This is a genomic window from Phaeobacter sp. HF9A (genome assembly GCF_011806385.1).
Taxonomy (GTDB): Bacteria; Pseudomonadota; Alphaproteobacteria; order Rhodobacterales; family Rhodobacteraceae; genus Epibacterium.
Genome location: NZ_JAATOX010000006.1, coordinates 1 through 18,263 on the forward strand (window position 1 = coordinate 1; position 18,263 = coordinate 18,263).

The window sequence follows — 18,263 nt, forward strand, 5'->3', positions numbered from 1 at the left end:
CTGGAAGCGGTATCGCTGTTCTCACCCGGCCGTGGTTTGCGGCGGGCGGCGGCGGCCGATATGGCCCGCCGACCGGAGGCTTTGGGCTGGAAGCTGCGCGGCGTTCTGCAATCGGCGGAGCAGTCCTATGAGGTGGAGACCTCCTCTGAAGGTGGCAATGCGCGGCAGGTGAAGATCGACGGCAAGGCAGCAAGCCAGGTGGCATTGGGGCGTCTTGCGCGGGTTGTCTGGTTGATCCCGGCCATGGACCGGCTGTGGATCGAGGGGGCCGAGGGGCGGCGGCGGTTCCTTGATCGCATCGCGCTCAGCTTTGATCCGGACCATGCCGAGGCGAGCCTGAGCTATGAAAAGGCGATGCGAGAGCGCAACCGGCTGCTGAAGGACAGCGTGCGTGATGCCGCCTGGTATCGGGTGCTGGAAACGCAGATGGCCGAGGCCGGTCATCGGATCCACCAGACCCGTGTGGAGGCGGTGTCGCAGCTTGCCCGTGCTCAGGCGGAGGCAGAGACCGCCTTTCCCGTGGCCGAGTTGCAGCTCGTCCAGGCCGAGGGCGAGATGCCGGAGAGCGCGGCAGATCTGCGCGCGGCGCTGGATGCGGGGCGTGGGCGGGATCTGGCGGCGGGGCGTACTTTGATCGGGCCACATCGCAGTGATCTGATGGGTCACTACGCCGCCAAGGGGCTGCCCGCAAAGGACTGCTCGACCGGCGAGCAAAAGGCGCTGCTGGTTTCGCTGATCCTGGCCAATGCCCGCGCCTTGCAGGCGGAAGAGGGCGCCGCCCCGATCCTGCTGCTGGATGAAGTGGCGGCGCATCTGGATGCGGGGCGCAGGGCGGCGCTCTATGACGAAATTTGCGCCTTGGGAACGCAAGCCTGGATGACCGGCACCGGGCCGGAACTCTTTGCCGAGCTTGGGGATCGGGCCCAGCATCTTGAAGTCACCGATACCGGTGGGCAGAGCGGAGTACACCTGCTGTGACCTTGAGCATATGGGATCTCGCAATCTATGCCGCAGCGGTGTTTGCGCTGTTTCTAACCCCTGGCCCGGTCTGGCTGGCGCTGGTGGCGCGAGCCATTTCCGGCGGATTTCACGCAGGCTGGCCTTTGGCGCTTGGCGTGGCAACGGGCGACATCTTCTGGCCGCTGATTGCGATCTTGGGGGTGAGTTGGGTCACGGCGGCCTCGACCATGATCGCGCTGGTTCTCAAGGGCGTGGCGGTTCTGGTCTTTCTGCTGATGGGGATCGTGACGCTGCGCGGCGCGGATCAGACGATCACGACCAACAGCCGCCTGACGCGACCGGGACGGCTTGCGGGATTTTCCGCCGGAGTGATTGTGATCCTGGGCAATCCCAAAGCGGCGTTGTTCTACATGGGGATCCTGCCGGGGTTCTTTGATCTGTCGGTCGTGACCTGGCGCGATGTGCTGGCCATTCTTCTGGTCTCGATGGCGGTGCCGCTGATGGGGAACGTCATTCTGGCGGGGCTCGTCAGCCGTTTGCGGGCTGTGCTCAGCGCACCGAGCGCGCTGCGGCGGATGAACATTGGCGCGGGCTGCCTGCTGATCGCAGTGGGCTGCATCATCCCCTTTACCTGATGTCGAGCCAGCCGCGCAAATAGGGCAGCATCGCCTCCGCCGGGGGGATCATCTGCGCGTGCTCCTGACAGAAGCCGATCGCCAGCACATGGGTCAGGAAGGCCTGCACCCCCTCGGCCAATAGCACCGGATCCTGATCATCGCGGATGCGACCGCGTTGCTGCATGCCTGTGATCCAGCCGGCACAGAGCGTAACCTGACGGATAAACCCCTGGGTGATGACCTCGTCCACATTTTCGCTGGTGGTGCCAGAGTAGCGAAGCAGCAGCTCAAAAATCATCCGGTCCTGTGCGACGAAGTCCAGCAAGGGCGCCAGCCTGCTCGCGATCTCGTCGGGCGTGTCTGGATCGGGCATCGCCTCCATCTGGTCGAGATATCCCATCACCCGCGCGCCGAAGATCACCGCAAGCAAGCCCTCCTTGTCGCCGAAGTGAGAGAACAAGGTGCCCTTGGCGACGCCGGCCTTGGCGGCGACCTCCTCCATGCGCAGCGCGGCGCAGCCCTCGGTGTCGATGATATGCTCAGCCACCGACAGGAGCTTTGCTCTGGTTTCCAAACGCCGTTTTTGCGGGGCACGTGACATGGGACGGGGTCTCCACTGGACAAATATTGACCACGGTCAATTTTAAAGTTGACTGCGGTCATTTTTTACATCAACAAATTGACCACGGTCACATATCAGAATGAAGGTCCTCATGTCGATGCGCAAAATTCTACTTCTAAACGGTCATCCCGGCCACACGTCTCTCAACAAATCACTGGCGGAGGCCTATCGCGCGGCGGCAGAAGAGGCCGGACATCAGCTGCGCTATCACGATCTGTCACAGATGGAGTTTGACAGCGATTACGGTTTGGGCGGCTATGCCAATTACAAACCGCTGGAGCCGGTGCTGGAGACATTCCTGACGGATCTTGAATGGGCCGAACATGTGGTGATCACGACGCCGCTGTGGTGGGGCATGCTTCCGGCCAAGCTCAAGGGGCTCTTTGATCGCGTCCTGCTGCCCGGGCGCACCTTTGACACCCGCAATACCTCTTTGATCGGACTGCCTGCACCGATGCTGTCGGGCAAGACCGCGCGGGTGATCCTGACAATGGACACGCCCCCGCTGTTTCTGCGCCTGGCCTATAGCAATGCGGTCAAGAAGATTCTGACGCGTCAGATCCTCGGCTTTGTGGGGATCAAGCCAACCCGTTTCACCTCCTTTGCGCCGGCGTCGCACCCAAAGGAAAACCACCTGCGGAGCTGGCTCAAAAAAGTATCTGATCTGGGCACCCGCGCGGCGTGATTCTGCCAAGAAAAAAAGGGGCTTGGGCGTGACATCCCCCACCGGAGCGCGTATAAAATCGGAAAGTAAAAATAGGATGGCGTGAATGTCCGAAAACGAGCAAGCTCCCGAAGAATATGGTGCGAATTCCATCAAGGTTCTCAAGGGGTTGGAGGCCGTGCGCAAACGGCCCGGCATGTACATCGGCGACACCGACGATGGGTCCGGTCTGCACCATATGGTCTATGAGGTCGTGGACAACGGGATCGACGAGGCCCTGGCTGGCCATGCGGACCGTGTCACGGTCACGATCCACGCGGATTCCAGTGTCTCGGTGAGCGACAACGGGCGCGGTATTCCGGTGGATCTGCACGAGGAAGAGGGTGTCTCTGCGGCCGAGGTCATCATGACCCAGCTGCATGCGGGCGGCAAATTCGACAGCAACTCCTACAAGGTCTCCGGCGGTCTGCACGGCGTCGGCGTATCCGTTGTCAACGCGCTGTCGGATTGGCTGGAGCTGCGCATCTGGCGCAACGGCAAGGAACACGTGGCCCGGTTTGAACGCGGCGATACCGCAGAGCACCTCAGGATCGTGGGCGACTGCGGGGATCGCACCGGCACCGAGGTGCGTTTTCTCGCCTCGACCGACACATTCTCGAACCTCGAATATGTCTATGAGACCCTGGAAAAGCGCCTGCGCGAACTGGCCTTCCTGAACTCCGGCGTGCGTATTGTCCTGCGCGATGAGCGCCCGGCAGAAGCGCTGGAAACAGAGCTGTTCTACGAGGGGGGCGTCAAGGAGTTCGTCAAATACCTCGACCGCTCCAAAACGCCGGTGATGGACGCGCCGATCTATATCGTGGGCGAGAAGGATGACATCGGCGTCGAGATCGCGATGTGGTGGAATGACAGCTACCACGAGACGGTGCTGCCCTTCACCAACAACATTCCGCAGCGCGATGGCGGCACCCATGTCGCGGGTTTCCGTGGCGCGCTGACCCGGACCATCAACAACTATGCGCAATCCTCCGGCATCGCCAAGAAGGAAAAGGTTTCCTTCACCGGTGATGATGCGCGCGAAGGTCTGACCTGCGTTTTGTCCGTAAAGGTGCCGGACCCCAAGTTCTCCAGCCAGACCAAGGACAAACTGGTGTCCTCCGAGGTTCGTCCGGTGATCGAGAGCCTGATGGGCGAAAAGCTCGCCGAATGGTTCGAGGAAAACCCCAATGTAGCCAAACAGGTGGTCGGCAAGATCATCGAAGCCGCCCTGGCCCGCGAGGCCGCCCGCAAGGCGCGCGAGCTGACCCGGCGCAAGACGGCGATGGATGTGAACTTCCTCGCTGGCAAGCTCAAGGATTGTTCCGAAAAAGATCCCGCCAAGACCGAAGTCTTCCTCGTGGAGGGGGATTCCGCCGGGGGCTCCGCTCAGACCGGGCGCGACCGTCAGACCCAGGCGATCCTCCCGCTCAAGGGTAAGATCCTGAACGTGGAGCGGGCGCGGTTTGACCGCATGCTGGGCTCGCAAGAGATCGGCAACCTGGTGATGGCGCTCGGCACGGGCATTGGCCGGGACGAGTTCAACATCAGCAAACTGCGCTACCACAAGATCGTCATCATGACCGACGCGGACGTCGATGGCGCGCATATCCGCACGCTCCTGCTCACCTTCTTCTACCGTCAGATGCCGGAGCTGATCGAAGGCGGGTATCTCTACATCGCGCAGCCGCCGCTGTACAAAGTGAGCCGCGGCAAATCCGAGGTCTACCTCAAGGATCAGGCCGCGATGGAGGATTACCTGATCAATCAGGGGGTTGATGGTGCGGTTCTGCGCCTCGGGGACGGATCGGAAATCGCCAGCCAGGATCTCACCCGCGTGGTAGACGAAGCGCGGCGGCTGAAGCGTCTGTTGGACGCCTTCCCAACCCACTACCCGCGTCATATTCTTGAACAGGCGGCGATTGCGGGGGCCTTCGTGCCCGGTGCCGTTGACCACGATCTGCAAGGCGTGGCCGACAAGGTTGCAACCCGTCTTGACCTGATTGCGCTGGAATACGAACGCGGCTGGCAGGGGCGGATCACGCAGGATCACGGCATCCGCCTGGCGCGCATCTTGCGCGGTGTGGAAGAGGTTCGCACACTGGACGGCCCGATGCTGCGCTCCGGCGAGGCGCGCAAGACCGGCAGCTTTACCAAATCCCTGCAAGAGATTTACGGCACGCCTGCCGTGTTGCAGCGCAAGGATCGCCAGCAAGCCATCTACGGGCCGCTGGATCTGCTAAAAGCCATTCTGGACGAAGGCGAAAAAGGGCTGACCCTGCAACGCTACAAGGGTCTGGGCGAAATGAACCCCGATCAGCTTTGGGAAACCACGCTGGACCCGGATGCCCGCACCCTGCTGCAAGTCCGCGTGGACGATATGATCGAAGCCGACGATCTGTTCACCAAGCTGATGGGCGATGTGGTGGAGCCGCGCCGCGAGTTCATTCAGAAAAACGCGCTTAGCGTCGAAAACCTCGACTTCTAGGGGCTTTTGGGATCGCGCATTAACACGCGCGATCCCTTTTCCCGCGCGACCTTTGGCGTTAAAGGGGCAAGACAAAGGAGACCCGCGCGCATGTCCATGAACTCATTTGGCCACCTCTTCCGTGTTACCACCTGGGGCGAAAGCCACGGGCCCGCGCTTGGCGCAACTGTTGATGGTTGCCCGCCCAACGTGCCGCTTGAGCCGGCGCTGTTGCAGCAGTGGCTGGACAAACGCCGCCCCGGGCAGAACAAAAACACAACCCAGCGCAATGAGCCCGACGCGGTGAAAATCCTGTCCGGCGTGTTTGAGGGCAAATCCACCGGCACGCCGATCCAGCTGATGATCGAAAACACCGATCAACGCTCCAAGGATTATGGCGATATCGCCCAGACCTTCCGTCCGGGCCACGCCGACATCACCTATTTCCAGAAATACGGCAACCGCGACTACCGCGGCGGCGGGCGCTCCTCGGCGCGCGAAACCGCAGCGCGGGTGGCGGCAGGTGGCGTTGCGCGCGAGGCGATCAAGACCCTTGTGCCGGGACTGGAGATCAAGGGCTACATGACCCGCATGGGCGAGCTGGAAATCGACCGCAGCCGCTTTGATTCGGCCGCGATTGACCAGAACGATTTCTGGATCCCCGACGCCGCCGCTGTGCAGGACTGGGAAGACTACCTGCAAGCGCTGCGCAAGGATCATGACTCGGTCGGCGCGGTGGTCGAGGTCGTGGCGCGCGGTGTGCCCGCAGGCATCGGTGCGCCGATCTATGGCAAGCTCGATACCGATCTGGCGGCTGCGATGATGTCGATCAACGCGGTGAAAGCGGTGGAAATTGGCGAGGGCATGAATGCGGCCGTTCTGAAGGGGTCACAAAATGCCGATGAGATCTTCATGGGCAATGACGGTCAGCCGGTCTATTCCTCCAACCATGCCGGCGGCATTCTGGGCGGCATTTCGACCGGGCAGGATGTGGTGGTGCGCTTTGCGGTCAAACCGACCTCCTCGATCCTGACGCCGCGCCAGTCAATCCGCAAGGACGGCAGCGCCGCCGAGGTGATCACCAAGGGCCGCCACGACCCCTGTGTTGGCATCCGCGCCGTGCCGGTGGCCGAAGCCATGATGGCCTGTGTGATCCTCGACCACTTGTTGCTGCATCGCGGCCAAATCGGAGAGAACCAGGGGCGGATCGGCTAAGACCGCCTCATGACCACCATCCTGGGGATCACCTTTCCGATCTATGCCATGCTTGGACTTGGCTACCTTGTTGTATGGAAAGGTATTTTCGACAAGCGGGACATTCGGGCGCTGGGTGCGTTTGTGTTCAACCTCGCCCTGCCCGGGCTGATCTTCACCACATTGGCGCAGCGTGATCCGGTCGAGGTTTTCCAGGCCGGCTATGTGCTGCCCTATCTGATCGGCGGGCTGATCAATATCGTGGTGACCTATGTCATGTTCACCCTGCGCGGGTTTGACCCGATGCGCCGCGCCATCGGCGTGATGGGCTCCACCTGCCCCAACAACGGGTTCGTCGGCTATCCGGTGATGTTGCTGGTGTTCCCCGAGATCGCCGGCGTGGTTCTGACGCTGAACCTGGTGGTGGAGACCCTGATCCTGATTCCCATTTGCCTGATGCTGATGGAGGCTTCGGCCAGCAATAGCACTTTGCCGCTGCCGGTGCGTTTGCGGCGTATCATATGGAATGTGCTCAAGATGCCGGCGATGATCGCCTTGATGGCGGGCGCGGTTGTGGCGCTGTTGCATCTGCCCCTGCCCGCGCCCTTCTTTCGCTTTACTGATATGTTGGCTGCCTCAGCGGGTGCGGTGGCGTTGATCGTGATCGGAGGATCCTTGGCGGGGTTGCCGCTGCGGGGCAACAAGAGCCTCGCGCTTCAGGCGACCCTGGGCAAGCTTCTTCTGCACCCCGCGCTTGTGGCCGCAGTGGCGGGTCTTTTCACGCTGACGGGCGTGCTGACGATCTCGCCCGAGATCCGCGCCGCGCTGATCCTCTCCGCCGCGATGCCGATGTTTGCAACCTATGTGATCTTTGCCCAGGCGCGCGGCCATGAGGGCGCGGCCAGCCTGGCGACGTTGGCGGCCACGGTGCTGGCCTTCTTTACATTGAACGGGTTGCTCTGGCTTCTGATCTGATCATCTAGCCCCTACGCCCCAGCCCCGACGCCCTAGCCGTGCTCTCCCAGACATTGGCTATGATCGCCCAGCGCCGAGAGCACCCGACAGGTGCCGCCCGCGCCGCCTTCGCAGAGATGGGTGATCCGCTCCAGCTCCGCTTCGAGCCGTTGCAGCCGTGCGATGCGGTGCCGGGTCTTTTCCAACTGCGCCTTGGCGATCTCATCTGCAGCGCGGCAATCCTGCCCCAATTCGCCGTTCAATCCCATCAGCTCCTTGATGTCCTCCAGCCCAAAGCCAAGATCGCGGGCATGTTTGATAAAGCCGAGCCGCTCCATCCCCGCATGATCATAGCGCCGCTGGTTACCAGCGTTGCGGGTCGCCGGATCTATCAGGCCGATCTCTTCGTAGTAGCGAATGGTCGGAACCTTGACCCCGGTCGCTTTGGATAATGCGCCGATGGAAAACACTGTAGCCCCCTCTTGAACCTCTAGTGACTAGAGCCATTAGATTGGTCTCGAATCAGCAAAAGCACAAGGAGCATTCCCCATGGCAGGTTGTTGCGGACATGGCGCCCGGTTCGACGGGGTTTCCACAGCCTATCGACGCCGCCTCTGGGCGGTCATCGTGATCAACGCAGTGATGTTCATCGTCGAGATGACAGCGGGCGAGGCCGCAGGGAGCCAGGCCCTGAAGGCGGATGCGCTGGATTTTCTCGGTGACGCGCTCACCTATGGTATTTCGCTCGCGGTCATTGGCGCCAGCCTGCGCACGCGCGCAATGGCGGCCATCGGCAAGGGGCTAAGCCTGTTGCTGATGGGGCTCTGGGTCTTTGGCTCGACGGTTTGGCAGGTTTTCATGGTCGGCGTGCCGGTGGCCCAGGTGATGGGCTGGATCGGATTCCTGGCCCTGGCCGCCAACCTCCTGTCGGTTCTGCTGCTGGCGGCCTACAAGGATGGCGACGCCAATGTACGCTCCGTCTGGCTGTGTTCGCGCAATGACGCCATCGGCAATGTCACCGTGATGATCGCGGCCCTCGGGGTCTGGGGCACCGCCACCGGCTGGCCGGATCTGATCGTCGCCGGGATTATGGCCGGATTGTTCCTCAACTCGGCCTTTCAGATTCTGAGGCAAGCACTGGAAGAATGGCGCGAGAACGCCGAGCCACATCAGCACGCGGCCTCTCACGCCCAGAGTGCGGACCACGATCACCGCAGTGCTCATTGACGCGCTGACCGCCACGCTTTTACGGAAAGAGTGTACCAATAAAGCCCCGCGCGCTTGTCATTTCCGGGGCGAGCGCGCAGGGTCTGCTCATGGCAAAAAGCTTAACATCGCATCGACCATTGGTGGGGATCACGCTCAAGGTGATCGCTATCGGTCTGTTCACCATCATGTCCGGGCTGATCAAGGAAATCACCTATTCCGTGCCCACCGGGCAGGTGGTGTTTTTCCGCTCTTTCTTTGTGCTGCCGGTTATCCTGGTCTGGCTGGCACTGCGCGGCGATTTGCCAAAGGGGCTAAGAACCAAAAGCCCGATCCTGCATTTCTGGCGCGGGCTGGTGGGCACATCCGCCATGGGGCTTAACTTCGCCGCGTTGGCGCTTCTGCCTCTCCCGGAGGTCACAGCGCTTGGCTACGCGACGCCGATTTTCACGCTGATACTTTCCGCCCTCCTGCTGGGCGAGCGCATTCGCGTCATTCGCGTCACTGCCGTCGCGGTTGGCTTGATCGGCGTGCTGATCATGCTGTCGCCACGTCTGGGAAGCAGTGAAACACTGCAAGATCAGGCGCTACTCGGCGCTATTCTGGTGCTGATGGCCGCAGCCCTGCGCGGCTTTGTTCAGATCCATATCCGCAAGATGGTGCAGAGCGAGGAAACCTCGGCCATTGTGTTTTATTTCTCCGTCACGGCTTCACTCCTGTCCCTGCTGACGCTGCCTTTTGGCTGGGTCATGCCGGACACGCCGGTGCTGCTGATGATGATCGGAACAGGATTTCTTGGCGCCCTGGCCCAAATTATCATCACCTCCTCCTATCGCTATGCGCCCGCCTCCATGCTGGCCCCCTATGACTATGTCTCGATGCTCTTTGCGCTGGTCATCGGCTATGTCTGGTTCGCCGAATGGCCCTCTACCGTAATGCTGGCCGGTGCCGCAGTGGTGATCGCCGCAAATGCCATCGTGATCTGGCGGGAAAGCCGGCTGGGGCTGGATCGCGGCCGCGCCAAGCCGCTCACCGACCCCAAGGGCGGCTGATAGGGCTAGATCTTTTCGATGCGATCACGGAGTTGCGTCAGCTTGTCCCGCAGGGCGACAATCTCGGCCAGATCCTCCCCCAATGCCTCCGCGAGACAGGAGCTTATCTCGCGCGCCTGAACACGCAGCGCATCCCCCTTGTCGGTCAGCGCCACAATGCGACTGCGCTCATCCTCCGGGTTGCGCGCGCGTGAGATCAGCCCCGCGCCCTCCATGCGTTTCAGCAGCGGCGTCAGCGTATTTGTATCCAGCTGGAGCGTCCTGCCAAGATCGGTGACTTGTCGATTGTCGCGGTCCCAAAGCGCCACCAACACAAGATATTGTGGATAGGTCAGCCCCATCCGGCTCAGATGCGGACGGTACAGGCGCGAAATCGCATGGTTCGCCGCATAGACGGAGAAACACAGAAGCTCGTCAATTTTCAAAGGTCGATCCATAGAAGGAAGCTATGTCGCGCGCGATTTATGCGCAAGCGCTTGACCCTGCGCCGAAGCACCCCATATGTATCGTGCACGATATATTATCACCATCAAAGGAAGCTGAAATGTCCGTTTCGCCAGTTTACACCGCACATGGATCCGCAACCGGAGGCCGCGATGGTCAGGCCAAGGTTTCAGGGACCGATCTGGTGCTGGACCTGTCCCCGCCGACCGAGATGGGCGGCGACGGCAAAGGCTACAACCCGGAGCAGCTCTTTGCCGCGGGCTATTCCGCCTGCTACATCGGCGCGATGAAATTCGCGGCCAGCCAGGACGACAGCCTCCCCAAAGTGCCGGATGCGGTAGAGGTCGAGACCGCAGTCGGCATCGGCCCGCGCGACGCGGGCGGGTTTGGCCTGACCGTGAGCATGACCGTCACCCTGCCCGGCGTAGACCAAGAGGCTGCGCAACGGCTGACCGAGGCGGCACACAAGATTTGCCCCTACTCCAACGCCATCAACGGCAATGTCAGCATCACGACACAGATCGCCTGATCCGCAACGCTCTGCCTTGCGCCCCAGAGTATTGGGAGCACGATGAACAGGCAGCATGCGCCATCGGCACCGCAGGTGCTAAAATAGAAAAAGCGCGGGGCGTCAGCTCCGCGCTTTTCCGTTTTAACAGGGATCGCCGGGTCAGCTGCGCACCAGCGCCTCATAGGCTTCGGCAATCTCGCGGGTCATTTGTCCCACCTCGAATGTATAGGGACCGATTTCTCCCACCGGGGTGACCTCGGCGGCGGTGCCGGTCAGCCAGCATTGCTCAAACCCGTCCATCTCCTCGGGCATGATGTGGCGCTCATGCACGGTGATGCCTTTGTCTTTCAACATCTGGATCACCGTCTGGCGGGTAATCCCGTTGAGGAAGCAATCCGGCTTTGGCGTGTGGACTTCGCCGTCTTTCACAAAGAAGATATTGGCGCCGGTCGCTTCCGCCACATAGCCGCGATAGTCCATGAACAGCGCATCCGAGCAGCCCTTGGCCTCGGCCTTATGCTTGGAGATGGTGCAGATCATATAGAGACCGGCAGCCTTGGCGTGCACCGGGATGGTTTCCGGCGAGGGGCGTTTGTATTCGGCGATGTCGAGCTTGGCGCCCTGCATCTTGGCGTCGCCGTAATAGGCGCCCCAGCCCCAAACCGCCACAGCCATGCGCACCGGGTTCCTGGCTGAAGCCACGCCCATGTCTTCACCCGAGCCACGCCACACCACGGCCCGCACATAGGCGTCCTGCAGCCCCGAAGCTTTGAGCGCCGCGTCCTTTGCTGCCTCGATCTCATCGACCGTATAGGGCATCGGCATGTCCAGCGCCTCGGCCGAGGCAATCAGACGTTCGGAATGGGCCCGGCTTTTGAAGATCTTGCCGTTATAGGCGCGCTCGCCCTCGAACACGGAGGAGGCATAGTGCATTGCATGCGTCAGGATGTGAACCTTGGCATCGCGCCAATCCACCAGCTCGCCATCCATCCAGATCAGGCCATCGCGGTCATCATATCCAGCCATTCCGTGTTCCTCTTCAGCGCCAGGGCATTTTCAGTTGTTGCGCAAATCTATGGGTTTCCGTTCTCATAATTACGCAAAATCCGCGTCTCGATACATCTCGCCTCTTGGAATGTCAACAATGCTGACCTAAAATGCCCCGCAAAACGAAGGAGAGGCAACAATGTCTGACGGGCGGACCGGAACCGGGTTTGGAGGTGAAAGCCTGCTGTTCCTGACCGATGAGCAGCTGCGCCAGGGGATCGAGGCGATGTTTTTTGCCTATCGGGGCTTTACCGCAGATCCCGACCGGATCCTGGCAGAGCTTGCCTATGGCCGCGCCCATCATCGGGCCCTGCATTTCATCAATCGCGCACCTGGCACCACGGTCAACAACCTGCTCAGCATTCTTGGCATCAGCAAGCAGTCCCTCAACCGCGTTCTGCGCGCCTTGGTGGAGGACGGGCTGGTGGACAGCCGCGTGGGCGCGTTGGACAAGCGCGAACGCAACCTCTACCTGACCGAGCAGGGGCATGAGCTGGAAAGCCGGCTCTCCGACGCCCAGCGCATCCGCATGCGCGCCGCCTATAAGGAGGCCGGGCCAGACGCGGTTCAGGGCTTCAAGAAAGTACTGGAAGCCATGATGGATTCTGACATGCGCCGCGCCTACGCCGATTTGCGCGAGACCGCGCAATGAGCGCGCCCGACGCGCATCTGCTGATCGTCGATGATGACGAACGCATTCGCGATCTCTTGAAAAAATTCCTGGTGCGCGCCGGATTCCTGGTGAGCGCGGCGCGTGATGCGGCGCATGCGCGACGGATCCTCTCTGGGCTGGAATTCGACCTTATTGTGATGGATGTGATGATGCCCGGCGAGGATGGGCTCTCGCTCACCGCCGCGTTGCGCGAAACCATGACGACGCCGATCCTGCTGCTGACCGCGCGGGGCGAGACCGATGACCGGATCAAGGGGCTGGAGGCCGGGGCCGATGACTACCTGCCAAAACCGTTTGAACCCAAGGAGTTGTTGCTGCGGATCAATGCGATCCTGCGCCGGATGCCGGAAAACCGCGCCGAGGACGTGACCCCGAAGTTCCTGCAATTGGGCGCCATCCGCTACGACCTGGAACGGGGCGAGATGTGGCAAGGCGAGGAACTGGTCCGGCTGACCTCGACTGAAAGCCAGCTGATGAAGATCTTCTCCGCCCAGCCCGGCGAGCCGGTCAGCCGCACAAAGCTGGTGGAGGATCTGGGACGCGACCGCGGCCAAGCGCAGGAACGGGCGGTGGACGTGCAAATCACCCGCCTGCGACGCAAGATCGAGCCGAACCCCAAACAGCCGCAATACCTGCAAACCGTGCGCGGCGCGGGATATATGCTCGCCCCTGACTGACGCCTCACCAGCAGGGCAGTGCCGATTGTCCAGCTGACGATCCTGCCAAAATATCAATTCTAACGGATTTTTTGCGCCTGCGCCGGTCGCTGAGTAGAATTCATCAACCTTTGATCCCTAGCGTCGGACGCATTCGCATCATTCAAGGGGCAAGACGCGCAATGACAGTTGGGGCAAGGGGAACTCTGTGCAAATGGGTCATCGCAAGTTTTCTGGTCGGGATTTTGTCGAACACCGCGGCGCAGGCCTCTGACGGGCACGGCGCAGCAGCGACGAGCCATGCCAGCGCCGACACGACATCCGCCGCAACCAATGGCGGGATTTGCCATGGGTTTGGACCTCAAACCCCCCGCGACATTGGCGATTTTGCCGGTGCCAATACAGCGAGCTTTGCCATGGCGCCGCCACCGGCAGCGATGAACCTCTGTAATATCCATACCCACACCAATGCCGAACACAAAGGCCCCGGATTCTCTCAGCCCGCAGGCGGCAGCAAGGCGGGCGGCTATCTGTGCAATGAAACCCGGGACCTGAGCATTCAGGAACAGATTGATCCGACCGGCGGCCATGGCGCGTTTGAGGGGATCCATCCCGGCGATACGATCGAGGTGCATTGGGTCTATACCTCTTGCAATGTCACCCCCGGCCACGGCCTTGGCTCTTGTGTCAGCGACAGCTGCGCCAACCCCACCCTGCGGGTGGAAAGCCAGGTGTTCCTGGTGGTGAATGATGATGACGCGCTGAACTTTCACGACTTCGCCTACGCCGGACATATGGAAAACGGCCTGCATCAGCCGCAATCCCTGCCAACCGGCACCGGCGCGCCCGTGGTGTTTCGCGGCTCCACCACCGGACCAAGCTATACCGAAAGCACCTGCTCACCCTATCAAGTGACCTGGAGCGTGCGCCCCTCCTGCGCGAAACTCTCCTATTCCTCGATCAATTCCTGGGCGGCAAATGGCAATGTGTTTGGGGAAAACCACAGTCACGGCGTGCGCGAACTCGTGACCGCGCCGGAGCTGCTGGCACCAATCCACTATTAGGCATATCTCCACGCCCCCGGGGTTGAGCTTTCGTGTTGCGGCTGCAAAAGTTCGGCATGAAACCAACCCGCAGAGGGACCCTAGTGATATGACCACCACGCTCCTGACCCACGCCGATTGCCTGCGTCACGAAACCCCAGCCGGCCACCCGGAGCAGGTCGCACGGCTGGAGCATGTTCTGCATGCGCTTGAGGGGCTGGATCTGACGCGCGTTACCGCACCGATGGCGGCCGAGGATGACATTCTGCGCATACATCCCGCCAGCTATCTAGCGGAGCTGCGCCGTGCCCTGCCTGCGGAGGGCCAAAAACAACTGGACTCTGACACCTGGATGTCGCCGGGCTCGCTTGACGCGGCCTTTCGGGCGGCGGGGGCCGCGGTGCGGGCAGTGGATATGGTCATGGGCGGCGAGGCGGACAATGCGTTTTGCGCCACCCGCCCACCTGGCCACCACGCGGAAACCGACACGCCGATGGGATTTTGCCTGTTCGGGACTGCCGCCCTCGCGGCCAAACACGCGCTGGATCATCACGGGCTGAGCCGCGTCGCGGTGGTCGATTTCGACGTTCACCACGGCAATGGCACCCAGGATCTGCTGTGGGATGAGAAACGCGCGCTTCTGGTCACCTCGCAACAAATGCCGCTCTGGCCCGGGTCCGGCGCTGCGGAGGAAGACGGGGCCTTTGGCAACGTGATGAACCTGCCTCTTCCCCCCGAAAGTGACGGCGCGGTGATGCGTGAGATCTATCGCGAACAGGTCTTTCCCCGGCTGCGCGCCTTCAAGCCGGAGTTGATTATCATCTCTGCCGGGTTTGACGCCCATGCAGACGATCCGCTGGCGCAGCTGCAATGGCAGACAGAGGATTTTCGCTGGTTGACGGCACAGCTTTGCGCGCTGGCGAAGGAGCTGTGTCAGGGCCGTATCGTCTCGACTCTGGAAGGCGGATATGATCTGAACGCCCTGAGCAAAGCCGCCAAGGCGCATGTGGAAGAATTGATAAAGGCCGCGACATGACCAGTGAAACCCCCGTCGAAGAAATGAGCTTTGAACAGGCGATGAAAGAGCTGGAGCGTGTCGTCGACCAGCTGGAGCGCGGCGACGTGGCGCTGGATAAATCCATCGATCTCTATGATCGCGGTGCCAAGCTGAAAAAGCGCTGCGAGGACGAGCTGAAGCGGGCCGAAGAAAAAGTCGCCGCAATTACCCTTGATGCCAATGGTCAAGCCACCGGCACCCAACCGCTCGACGCGGGATAAACGCAGATGTCGGCAGGGTTTGCCGCCGCGCTGACGCAGGCGCAGGCGAAGATCTCCACCCATATGGGCAGCTGCCTGGGGCAGACAGATCAGCTGCATCAGGCGATGGCCTATGCCCTGCGCGGCGGCAAGATGCTGCGCGGATTTCTGGTGCTGGAAAGTGCGCGCCTGCATAGCGTGCCGGACGCCGCAGCGCTGGAGGCGGCGCTGGCGATCGAATGCATTCACGCCTATTCGCTGGTGCATGATGATCTGCCCTGCATGGATGACGACGATCTGCGTCGCGGTCAGCCGACCCTTCACCGCAAATGGGACGAGGCCACCGCCGTGCTCGCGGGCGACAGTTTGCAGAGCTTTGCCTTTGAACGGCTTGCCCAGGACTCGCTCGGCCCCCATGCGATCCCGCTGATCCGCAGCCTGGCGCAGGCAGCGGGCAAGGACGGCATGGTTTCAGGGCAAATGATGGATATCGCCGCCGAGAGCGCCGCAACGCCGCTGACCCTGGATCAGATCACCACCCTTCAGGCCCGCAAGACCGGCTGCCTGATCGAATGGTCCGCCTGTGCTGGCGCAATTCTGGCAGGCGACGACCCGGCGCCCCTGCGGCACTATGCCCAGGCGCTGGGGTTGGCGTTTCAGATCGCCGATGACATTCTGGACATCGAGGGCGACGCCGCCACCGTCGGCAAGGCGGTGCGCAAAGATGCCGAGGCGGGCAAGGCGACCTTTGTCTCGCTTCTGGGGCTGGACCACGCCAAGATCCGCGCGCAAGAACTGGTGGATCTCGCCTGCGAGGCTTTGACGCCCTATGGTATGGCAGGCGAGACCTTGAAGGACGCCGCGCGCTTCGTTATCTCGCGCGATAGCTGATACGCCGCCAACAGGAGCCAGGAACACTATGACGGACCGGCCGCAAACCCCGCTCCTTGACCAGATCGCAACACCCGCCGACCTGAAACGGCTGTCGGATGCGCAGCTTGTGCAGGTTGCGCATGAACTGCGGCAAGAAACCATCTCTGCCGTCTCGGTGACCGGCGGCCACCTTGGCGCGGGCCTTGGCGTGGTGGAGCTGACCGTGGCGCTGCACGCGGTCTTTGACACGCCCAAGGACAAGCTGATCTGGGATGTGTCGCACCAGTGCTATCCGCACAAGATCCTGACCGGGCGGCGCGGCCGCATCCGCACCCTGCGGATGAAGGATGGGCTCAGCGGTTTCACCAAACGTTCCGAAAGCGCCTATGACCCCTTTGGCGCCGCGCATAGCTCCACCTCGATTTCCGCCGCGCTGGGGTTTTCTGTCGCCCGCGATCTGGGCGGCGTCACCGAGGAGGGCCTCGGCGATGCGATTGCGGTGATCGGCGATGGGGCGATGAGCGCTGGCATGGCCTTTGAGGCGATGAATAACGCAGGTCATCTGGGCAAGCGGCTGGTGGTGATCCTCAACGACAACGAAATGTCGATCGCCCCGCCGGTGGGGGCGCTGTCCTCCTACCTCAGCCATCTTTACACCGAGGCGCCGTTTCACGACCTGAAAGCCGCCGCGAAAGGTGCGGTCTCGCTGCTGCCGGAACCCTTCCGCGAGGGTGCCAAACGCGCCAAGGACATGCTGAAGGGCATGGCGATGGGCGGCACCCTGTTCGAATCCCTGGGCTTTTCCTACATCGGGCCGATTGACGGTCACGACCTGAACGAAATGCTGCCGGTCCTGCGCACGGTAAAGGAGCGCGCCACCGGGCCGATCCTGATCCATGTGCTGACCAAGAAGGGCAAAGGCTATCGCCCCGCCGAGATCGCCCGCGACAAGGGCCATGCCACCGCGAAATTCGACATGGTGACCGGGGAGCAAAAGAAAACGCCCTCCAACGCGCCCGCTTATACCTCGGTCTTTGGTGAGACGCTGGTCGATCTGGCTGCCAAGGATAGCAAGATCTGCGCCGTCACCGCCGCGATGCCCGATGGCACCGGGCTGAACCTGATGGCGGAACGCTACCCCTCGCGCTGCTTTGACGTTGGCATTGCGGAACAACATGGCGTCACCTTCGCCGCCGCACTGGCCGCCGGTGGGATGAAACCCTTCTGCGCGATGTATTCCACCTTCCTGCAACGGGGCTATGATCAGGTCGTGCATGATGTGGCGATCCAGCGCCTGCCGGTACGCTTCGCCATCGACCGCGCCGGGCTGGTCGGCGCTGATGGGGCGACGCATGCGGGATCCTTTGACATTGGTTTTATGACCAACCTGCCGGGCATGGTGGTGATGGCCGCCGCCGACGAGGCAGAGCTGAGACATATGGTTGCCACCGCCGCCGCCCATGACGACGGCCCCATCGCCTTCCGCTATCCGCGTGGCGAGGGCGAGGGCGTCGAGATGCCCGAGCAAGCAGAACTGCTGGAAATCGGCAAGGGCCGGATGATCCAGCAGGGCGCGCGCGTGGCGCTGCTGTCCTTTGGCACCCGTCTGGGCGAGGTCCGCAAGGCCGCCGAAGCGCTCGCGGCCAAGGGCATCACCCCGACCATCGCCGATGCCCGCTTTGCCAAGCCGCTGGACCGCGAGATGATCCTTGCGCTTGCCGCCGAGCATGAGGCGCTGATCACGATCGAAGAGGGCGCAGTGGGCGGCTTTGGCTCGCATGTGGCGCAGCTGCTGAGCGACGAGGCTGTCTTTGACGACGGGCTGAAGTTCCGCTCCATGGTGCTGCCGGATATCTTTATTGACCAGTCCAGCCCCGCCGACATGTATGCCACCGCCGCCATGAACGCCTCACACATCGAGGCCAAGGTGCTCGACGTGCTGGGCGTCACGCAAATCGGCGCGCAGCGGGCCTGAGCGTTGACCCGC

At 62.0% G+C, this 18,263-nt stretch carries 20 protein-coding genes; 16 read left to right on the top strand and 4 right to left on the bottom strand.

The features are described from left to right. On the top strand, positions 1-978 hold a 978-nt coding region (gene recF / locus HCZ87_RS01805), incomplete at its 5' end, for a DNA replication/repair protein RecF (RefSeq protein WP_167642061.1). Beyond that, on the top strand, positions 975-1,595 hold the full coding sequence (locus HCZ87_RS01810) for a LysE family translocator (RefSeq protein ID WP_167642062.1): 621 nt from the start codon (positions 975-977) through the stop codon (positions 1,593-1,595). The genes recF and HCZ87_RS01810, both read left to right, overlap by 4 nt. Here HCZ87_RS01810 and HCZ87_RS01815 read toward each other — a convergent pair. Then, positions 1,588-2,178, bottom strand: coding sequence for a TetR/AcrR family transcriptional regulator (locus HCZ87_RS01815; RefSeq protein WP_167642063.1), 591 nt, complete (start codon positions 2,176-2,178; stop codon positions 1,588-1,590). The two genes, HCZ87_RS01810 and HCZ87_RS01815, sit on opposite strands and share 8 nt — an antisense overlap. Positions 2,179-2,290: 112 nt before the next feature. Here HCZ87_RS01815 and HCZ87_RS01820 point away from each other — a divergent pair, with 112 nt between their 5' ends. From HCZ87_RS01820 to HCZ87_RS01835, 4 genes are all read left to right on the top strand, one after another. Further along, positions 2,291-2,884: an NAD(P)H-dependent oxidoreductase gene (locus HCZ87_RS01820; protein WP_167642064.1), complete on the top strand. Its 594-nt coding sequence runs from the start codon at positions 2,291-2,293 to the stop codon at positions 2,882-2,884. 85 nt (positions 2,885-2,969) lie between these two features. Continuing rightward, positions 2,970-5,387 carry a DNA topoisomerase (ATP-hydrolyzing) subunit B gene (gene gyrB / locus HCZ87_RS01825; RefSeq protein WP_167642065.1) on the top strand — a complete coding sequence of 806 codons (2,418 nt, stop codon included), beginning with the start codon at positions 2,970-2,972 and terminating at the stop codon, positions 5,385-5,387. Positions 5,388-5,477: 90 nt separating this feature from the next. After that, entirely contained in the window at positions 5,478-6,581 is a 1,104-nt protein-coding gene (gene aroC, locus HCZ87_RS01830) for a chorismate synthase (RefSeq protein WP_167642066.1), read from the top strand. 9 nt (positions 6,582-6,590) lie between these two features. After that, on the top strand, positions 6,591-7,535 hold the full coding sequence (locus HCZ87_RS01835) for an AEC family transporter (RefSeq protein ID WP_167642067.1): 945 nt from the start codon (positions 6,591-6,593) through the stop codon (positions 7,533-7,535). Positions 7,536-7,567: 32 nt separating this feature from the next. Here the strand turns inward: HCZ87_RS01835 and HCZ87_RS01840 are convergent, their stop codons facing one another. Then, positions 7,568-7,984 carry a helix-turn-helix domain-containing protein gene (locus tag HCZ87_RS01840; RefSeq protein ID WP_167642068.1) on the bottom strand — a complete coding sequence of 139 codons (417 nt, stop codon included), beginning with the start codon at positions 7,982-7,984 and terminating at the stop codon, positions 7,568-7,570. A gap of 79 nt (positions 7,985-8,063) precedes the next feature. Here HCZ87_RS01840 and HCZ87_RS01845 point away from each other — a divergent pair, with 79 nt between their 5' ends. After that, positions 8,064-8,741 (top strand): cation transporter, encoded by a 678-nt coding sequence (locus HCZ87_RS01845; RefSeq protein WP_167642069.1) that lies wholly within the window; start codon positions 8,064-8,066, stop codon positions 8,739-8,741. 89 nt (positions 8,742-8,830) lie between these two features. Next, positions 8,831-9,772: a DMT family transporter gene (locus HCZ87_RS01850; protein ID WP_167642070.1), complete on the top strand. Its 942-nt coding sequence runs from the start codon at positions 8,831-8,833 to the stop codon at positions 9,770-9,772. A gap of 5 nt (positions 9,773-9,777) precedes the next feature. On the opposite strand, the gene HCZ87_RS01855 is transcribed toward HCZ87_RS01850, so the two are convergent. Next, positions 9,778-10,209: a MarR family winged helix-turn-helix transcriptional regulator gene (locus tag HCZ87_RS01855; RefSeq protein WP_167642071.1), complete on the bottom strand. Its 432-nt coding sequence runs from the start codon at positions 10,207-10,209 to the stop codon at positions 9,778-9,780. Between the two features lie 107 nt (positions 10,210-10,316). Between HCZ87_RS01855 and HCZ87_RS01860 the strand changes: the two genes are divergently transcribed. Beyond that, positions 10,317-10,745, top strand: a complete 429-nt coding sequence (locus tag HCZ87_RS01860) for an organic hydroperoxide resistance protein (RefSeq protein ID WP_167642072.1) — start codon at positions 10,317-10,319, stop codon at positions 10,743-10,745. 141 nt (positions 10,746-10,886) lie between these two features. Here HCZ87_RS01860 and HCZ87_RS01865 read toward each other — a convergent pair whose 3' ends face one another. Further along, positions 10,887-11,753 carry a branched-chain amino acid aminotransferase gene (locus tag HCZ87_RS01865; protein WP_167642073.1) on the bottom strand — a complete coding sequence of 289 codons (867 nt, stop codon included), beginning with the start codon at positions 11,751-11,753 and terminating at the stop codon, positions 10,887-10,889. A gap of 160 nt (positions 11,754-11,913) precedes the next feature. On the opposite strand from HCZ87_RS01865, the gene HCZ87_RS01870 reads away from it, so the two are divergent. The 7 genes from HCZ87_RS01870 (at position 11,914) to dxs (ending at position 18,251) form a co-directional block, all read left to right on the top strand. Beyond that, positions 11,914-12,426 carry a MarR family winged helix-turn-helix transcriptional regulator gene (locus tag HCZ87_RS01870; RefSeq protein WP_167642074.1) on the top strand — a complete coding sequence of 171 codons (513 nt, stop codon included), beginning with the start codon at positions 11,914-11,916 and terminating at the stop codon, positions 12,424-12,426. After that, positions 12,423-13,124 carry a response regulator gene (locus tag HCZ87_RS01875; protein WP_167642075.1) on the top strand — a complete coding sequence of 234 codons (702 nt, stop codon included), beginning with the start codon at positions 12,423-12,425 and terminating at the stop codon, positions 13,122-13,124. The genes HCZ87_RS01870 and HCZ87_RS01875 overlap by 4 nt, the downstream gene beginning before the upstream one ends. Before the next feature lie 161 nt (positions 13,125-13,285). Beyond that, positions 13,286-14,167: a delta-class carbonic anhydrase gene (locus tag HCZ87_RS01880; protein ID WP_167642076.1), complete on the top strand. Its 882-nt coding sequence runs from the start codon at positions 13,286-13,288 to the stop codon at positions 14,165-14,167. Between the two features lie 88 nt (positions 14,168-14,255). Next, positions 14,256-15,182, top strand: coding sequence for a histone deacetylase family protein (locus HCZ87_RS01885; protein ID WP_167642077.1), 927 nt, complete (start codon positions 14,256-14,258; stop codon positions 15,180-15,182). Continuing rightward, complete coding sequence (locus tag HCZ87_RS01890; RefSeq protein ID WP_167642078.1) at positions 15,179-15,424, top strand: exodeoxyribonuclease VII small subunit; 246 nt, start codon at positions 15,179-15,181, stop codon at positions 15,422-15,424. The genes HCZ87_RS01885 and HCZ87_RS01890 overlap by 4 nt, the downstream gene beginning before the upstream one ends. Before the next feature lie 6 nt (positions 15,425-15,430). Beyond that, entirely contained in the window at positions 15,431-16,294 is an 864-nt protein-coding gene (locus HCZ87_RS01895) for a polyprenyl synthetase family protein (protein WP_167642079.1), read from the top strand. A 28-nt stretch (positions 16,295-16,322) separates the two neighbouring features. Continuing rightward, a complete protein-coding gene (gene dxs / locus HCZ87_RS01900; RefSeq protein WP_167642080.1) occupies positions 16,323-18,251 on the top strand; it encodes a 1-deoxy-D-xylulose-5-phosphate synthase in 1,929 nt (642 codons plus the stop codon). Positions 18,252-18,263: the final 12 nt, after the last annotated feature.

Bases quoted from the DNA above. Each gene is read 5' to 3' on its own strand.
- HCZ87_RS01815 (WP_167642063.1), bottom strand. From the start codon at position 2,178: ATGTCACGTGCCCCGCAAAAACGGCGTTTGGAAACCAGAGCAAAGCTC.
- HCZ87_RS01820 (WP_167642064.1), top strand. From the start codon at position 2,291: ATGTCGATGCGCAAAATTCTACTTCTAAACGGTCATCCCGGCCACACG.
- gyrB (WP_167642065.1), top strand. From the start codon at position 2,970: ATGTCCGAAAACGAGCAAGCTCCCGAAGAATATGGTGCGAATTCCATC.
- aroC (WP_167642066.1), top strand. From the start codon at position 5,478: ATGTCCATGAACTCATTTGGCCACCTCTTCCGTGTTACCACCTGGGGC.
- HCZ87_RS01835 (WP_167642067.1), top strand. From the start codon at position 6,591: ATGACCACCATCCTGGGGATCACCTTTCCGATCTATGCCATGCTTGGA.
- HCZ87_RS01845 (WP_167642069.1), top strand. From the start codon at position 8,064: ATGGCAGGTTGTTGCGGACATGGCGCCCGGTTCGACGGGGTTTCCACA.
- HCZ87_RS01850 (WP_167642070.1), top strand. From the start codon at position 8,831: ATGGCAAAAAGCTTAACATCGCATCGACCATTGGTGGGGATCACGCTC.
- HCZ87_RS01855 (WP_167642071.1), bottom strand. From the start codon at position 10,209: ATGGATCGACCTTTGAAAATTGACGAGCTTCTGTGTTTCTCCGTCTAT.
- HCZ87_RS01860 (WP_167642072.1), top strand. From the start codon at position 10,317: ATGTCCGTTTCGCCAGTTTACACCGCACATGGATCCGCAACCGGAGGC.
- HCZ87_RS01865 (WP_167642073.1), bottom strand. From the start codon at position 11,753: ATGGCTGGATATGATGACCGCGATGGCCTGATCTGGATGGATGGCGAG.
- HCZ87_RS01870 (WP_167642074.1), top strand. From the start codon at position 11,914: ATGTCTGACGGGCGGACCGGAACCGGGTTTGGAGGTGAAAGCCTGCTG.
- HCZ87_RS01875 (WP_167642075.1), top strand. From the start codon at position 12,423: ATGAGCGCGCCCGACGCGCATCTGCTGATCGTCGATGATGACGAACGC.
- HCZ87_RS01880 (WP_167642076.1), top strand. From the start codon at position 13,286: ATGACAGTTGGGGCAAGGGGAACTCTGTGCAAATGGGTCATCGCAAGT.
- HCZ87_RS01885 (WP_167642077.1), top strand. From the start codon at position 14,256: ATGACCACCACGCTCCTGACCCACGCCGATTGCCTGCGTCACGAAACC.
- HCZ87_RS01890 (WP_167642078.1), top strand. From the start codon at position 15,179: ATGACCAGTGAAACCCCCGTCGAAGAAATGAGCTTTGAACAGGCGATG.
- HCZ87_RS01895 (WP_167642079.1), top strand. From the start codon at position 15,431: ATGTCGGCAGGGTTTGCCGCCGCGCTGACGCAGGCGCAGGCGAAGATC.
- dxs (WP_167642080.1), top strand. From the start codon at position 16,323: ATGACGGACCGGCCGCAAACCCCGCTCCTTGACCAGATCGCAACACCC.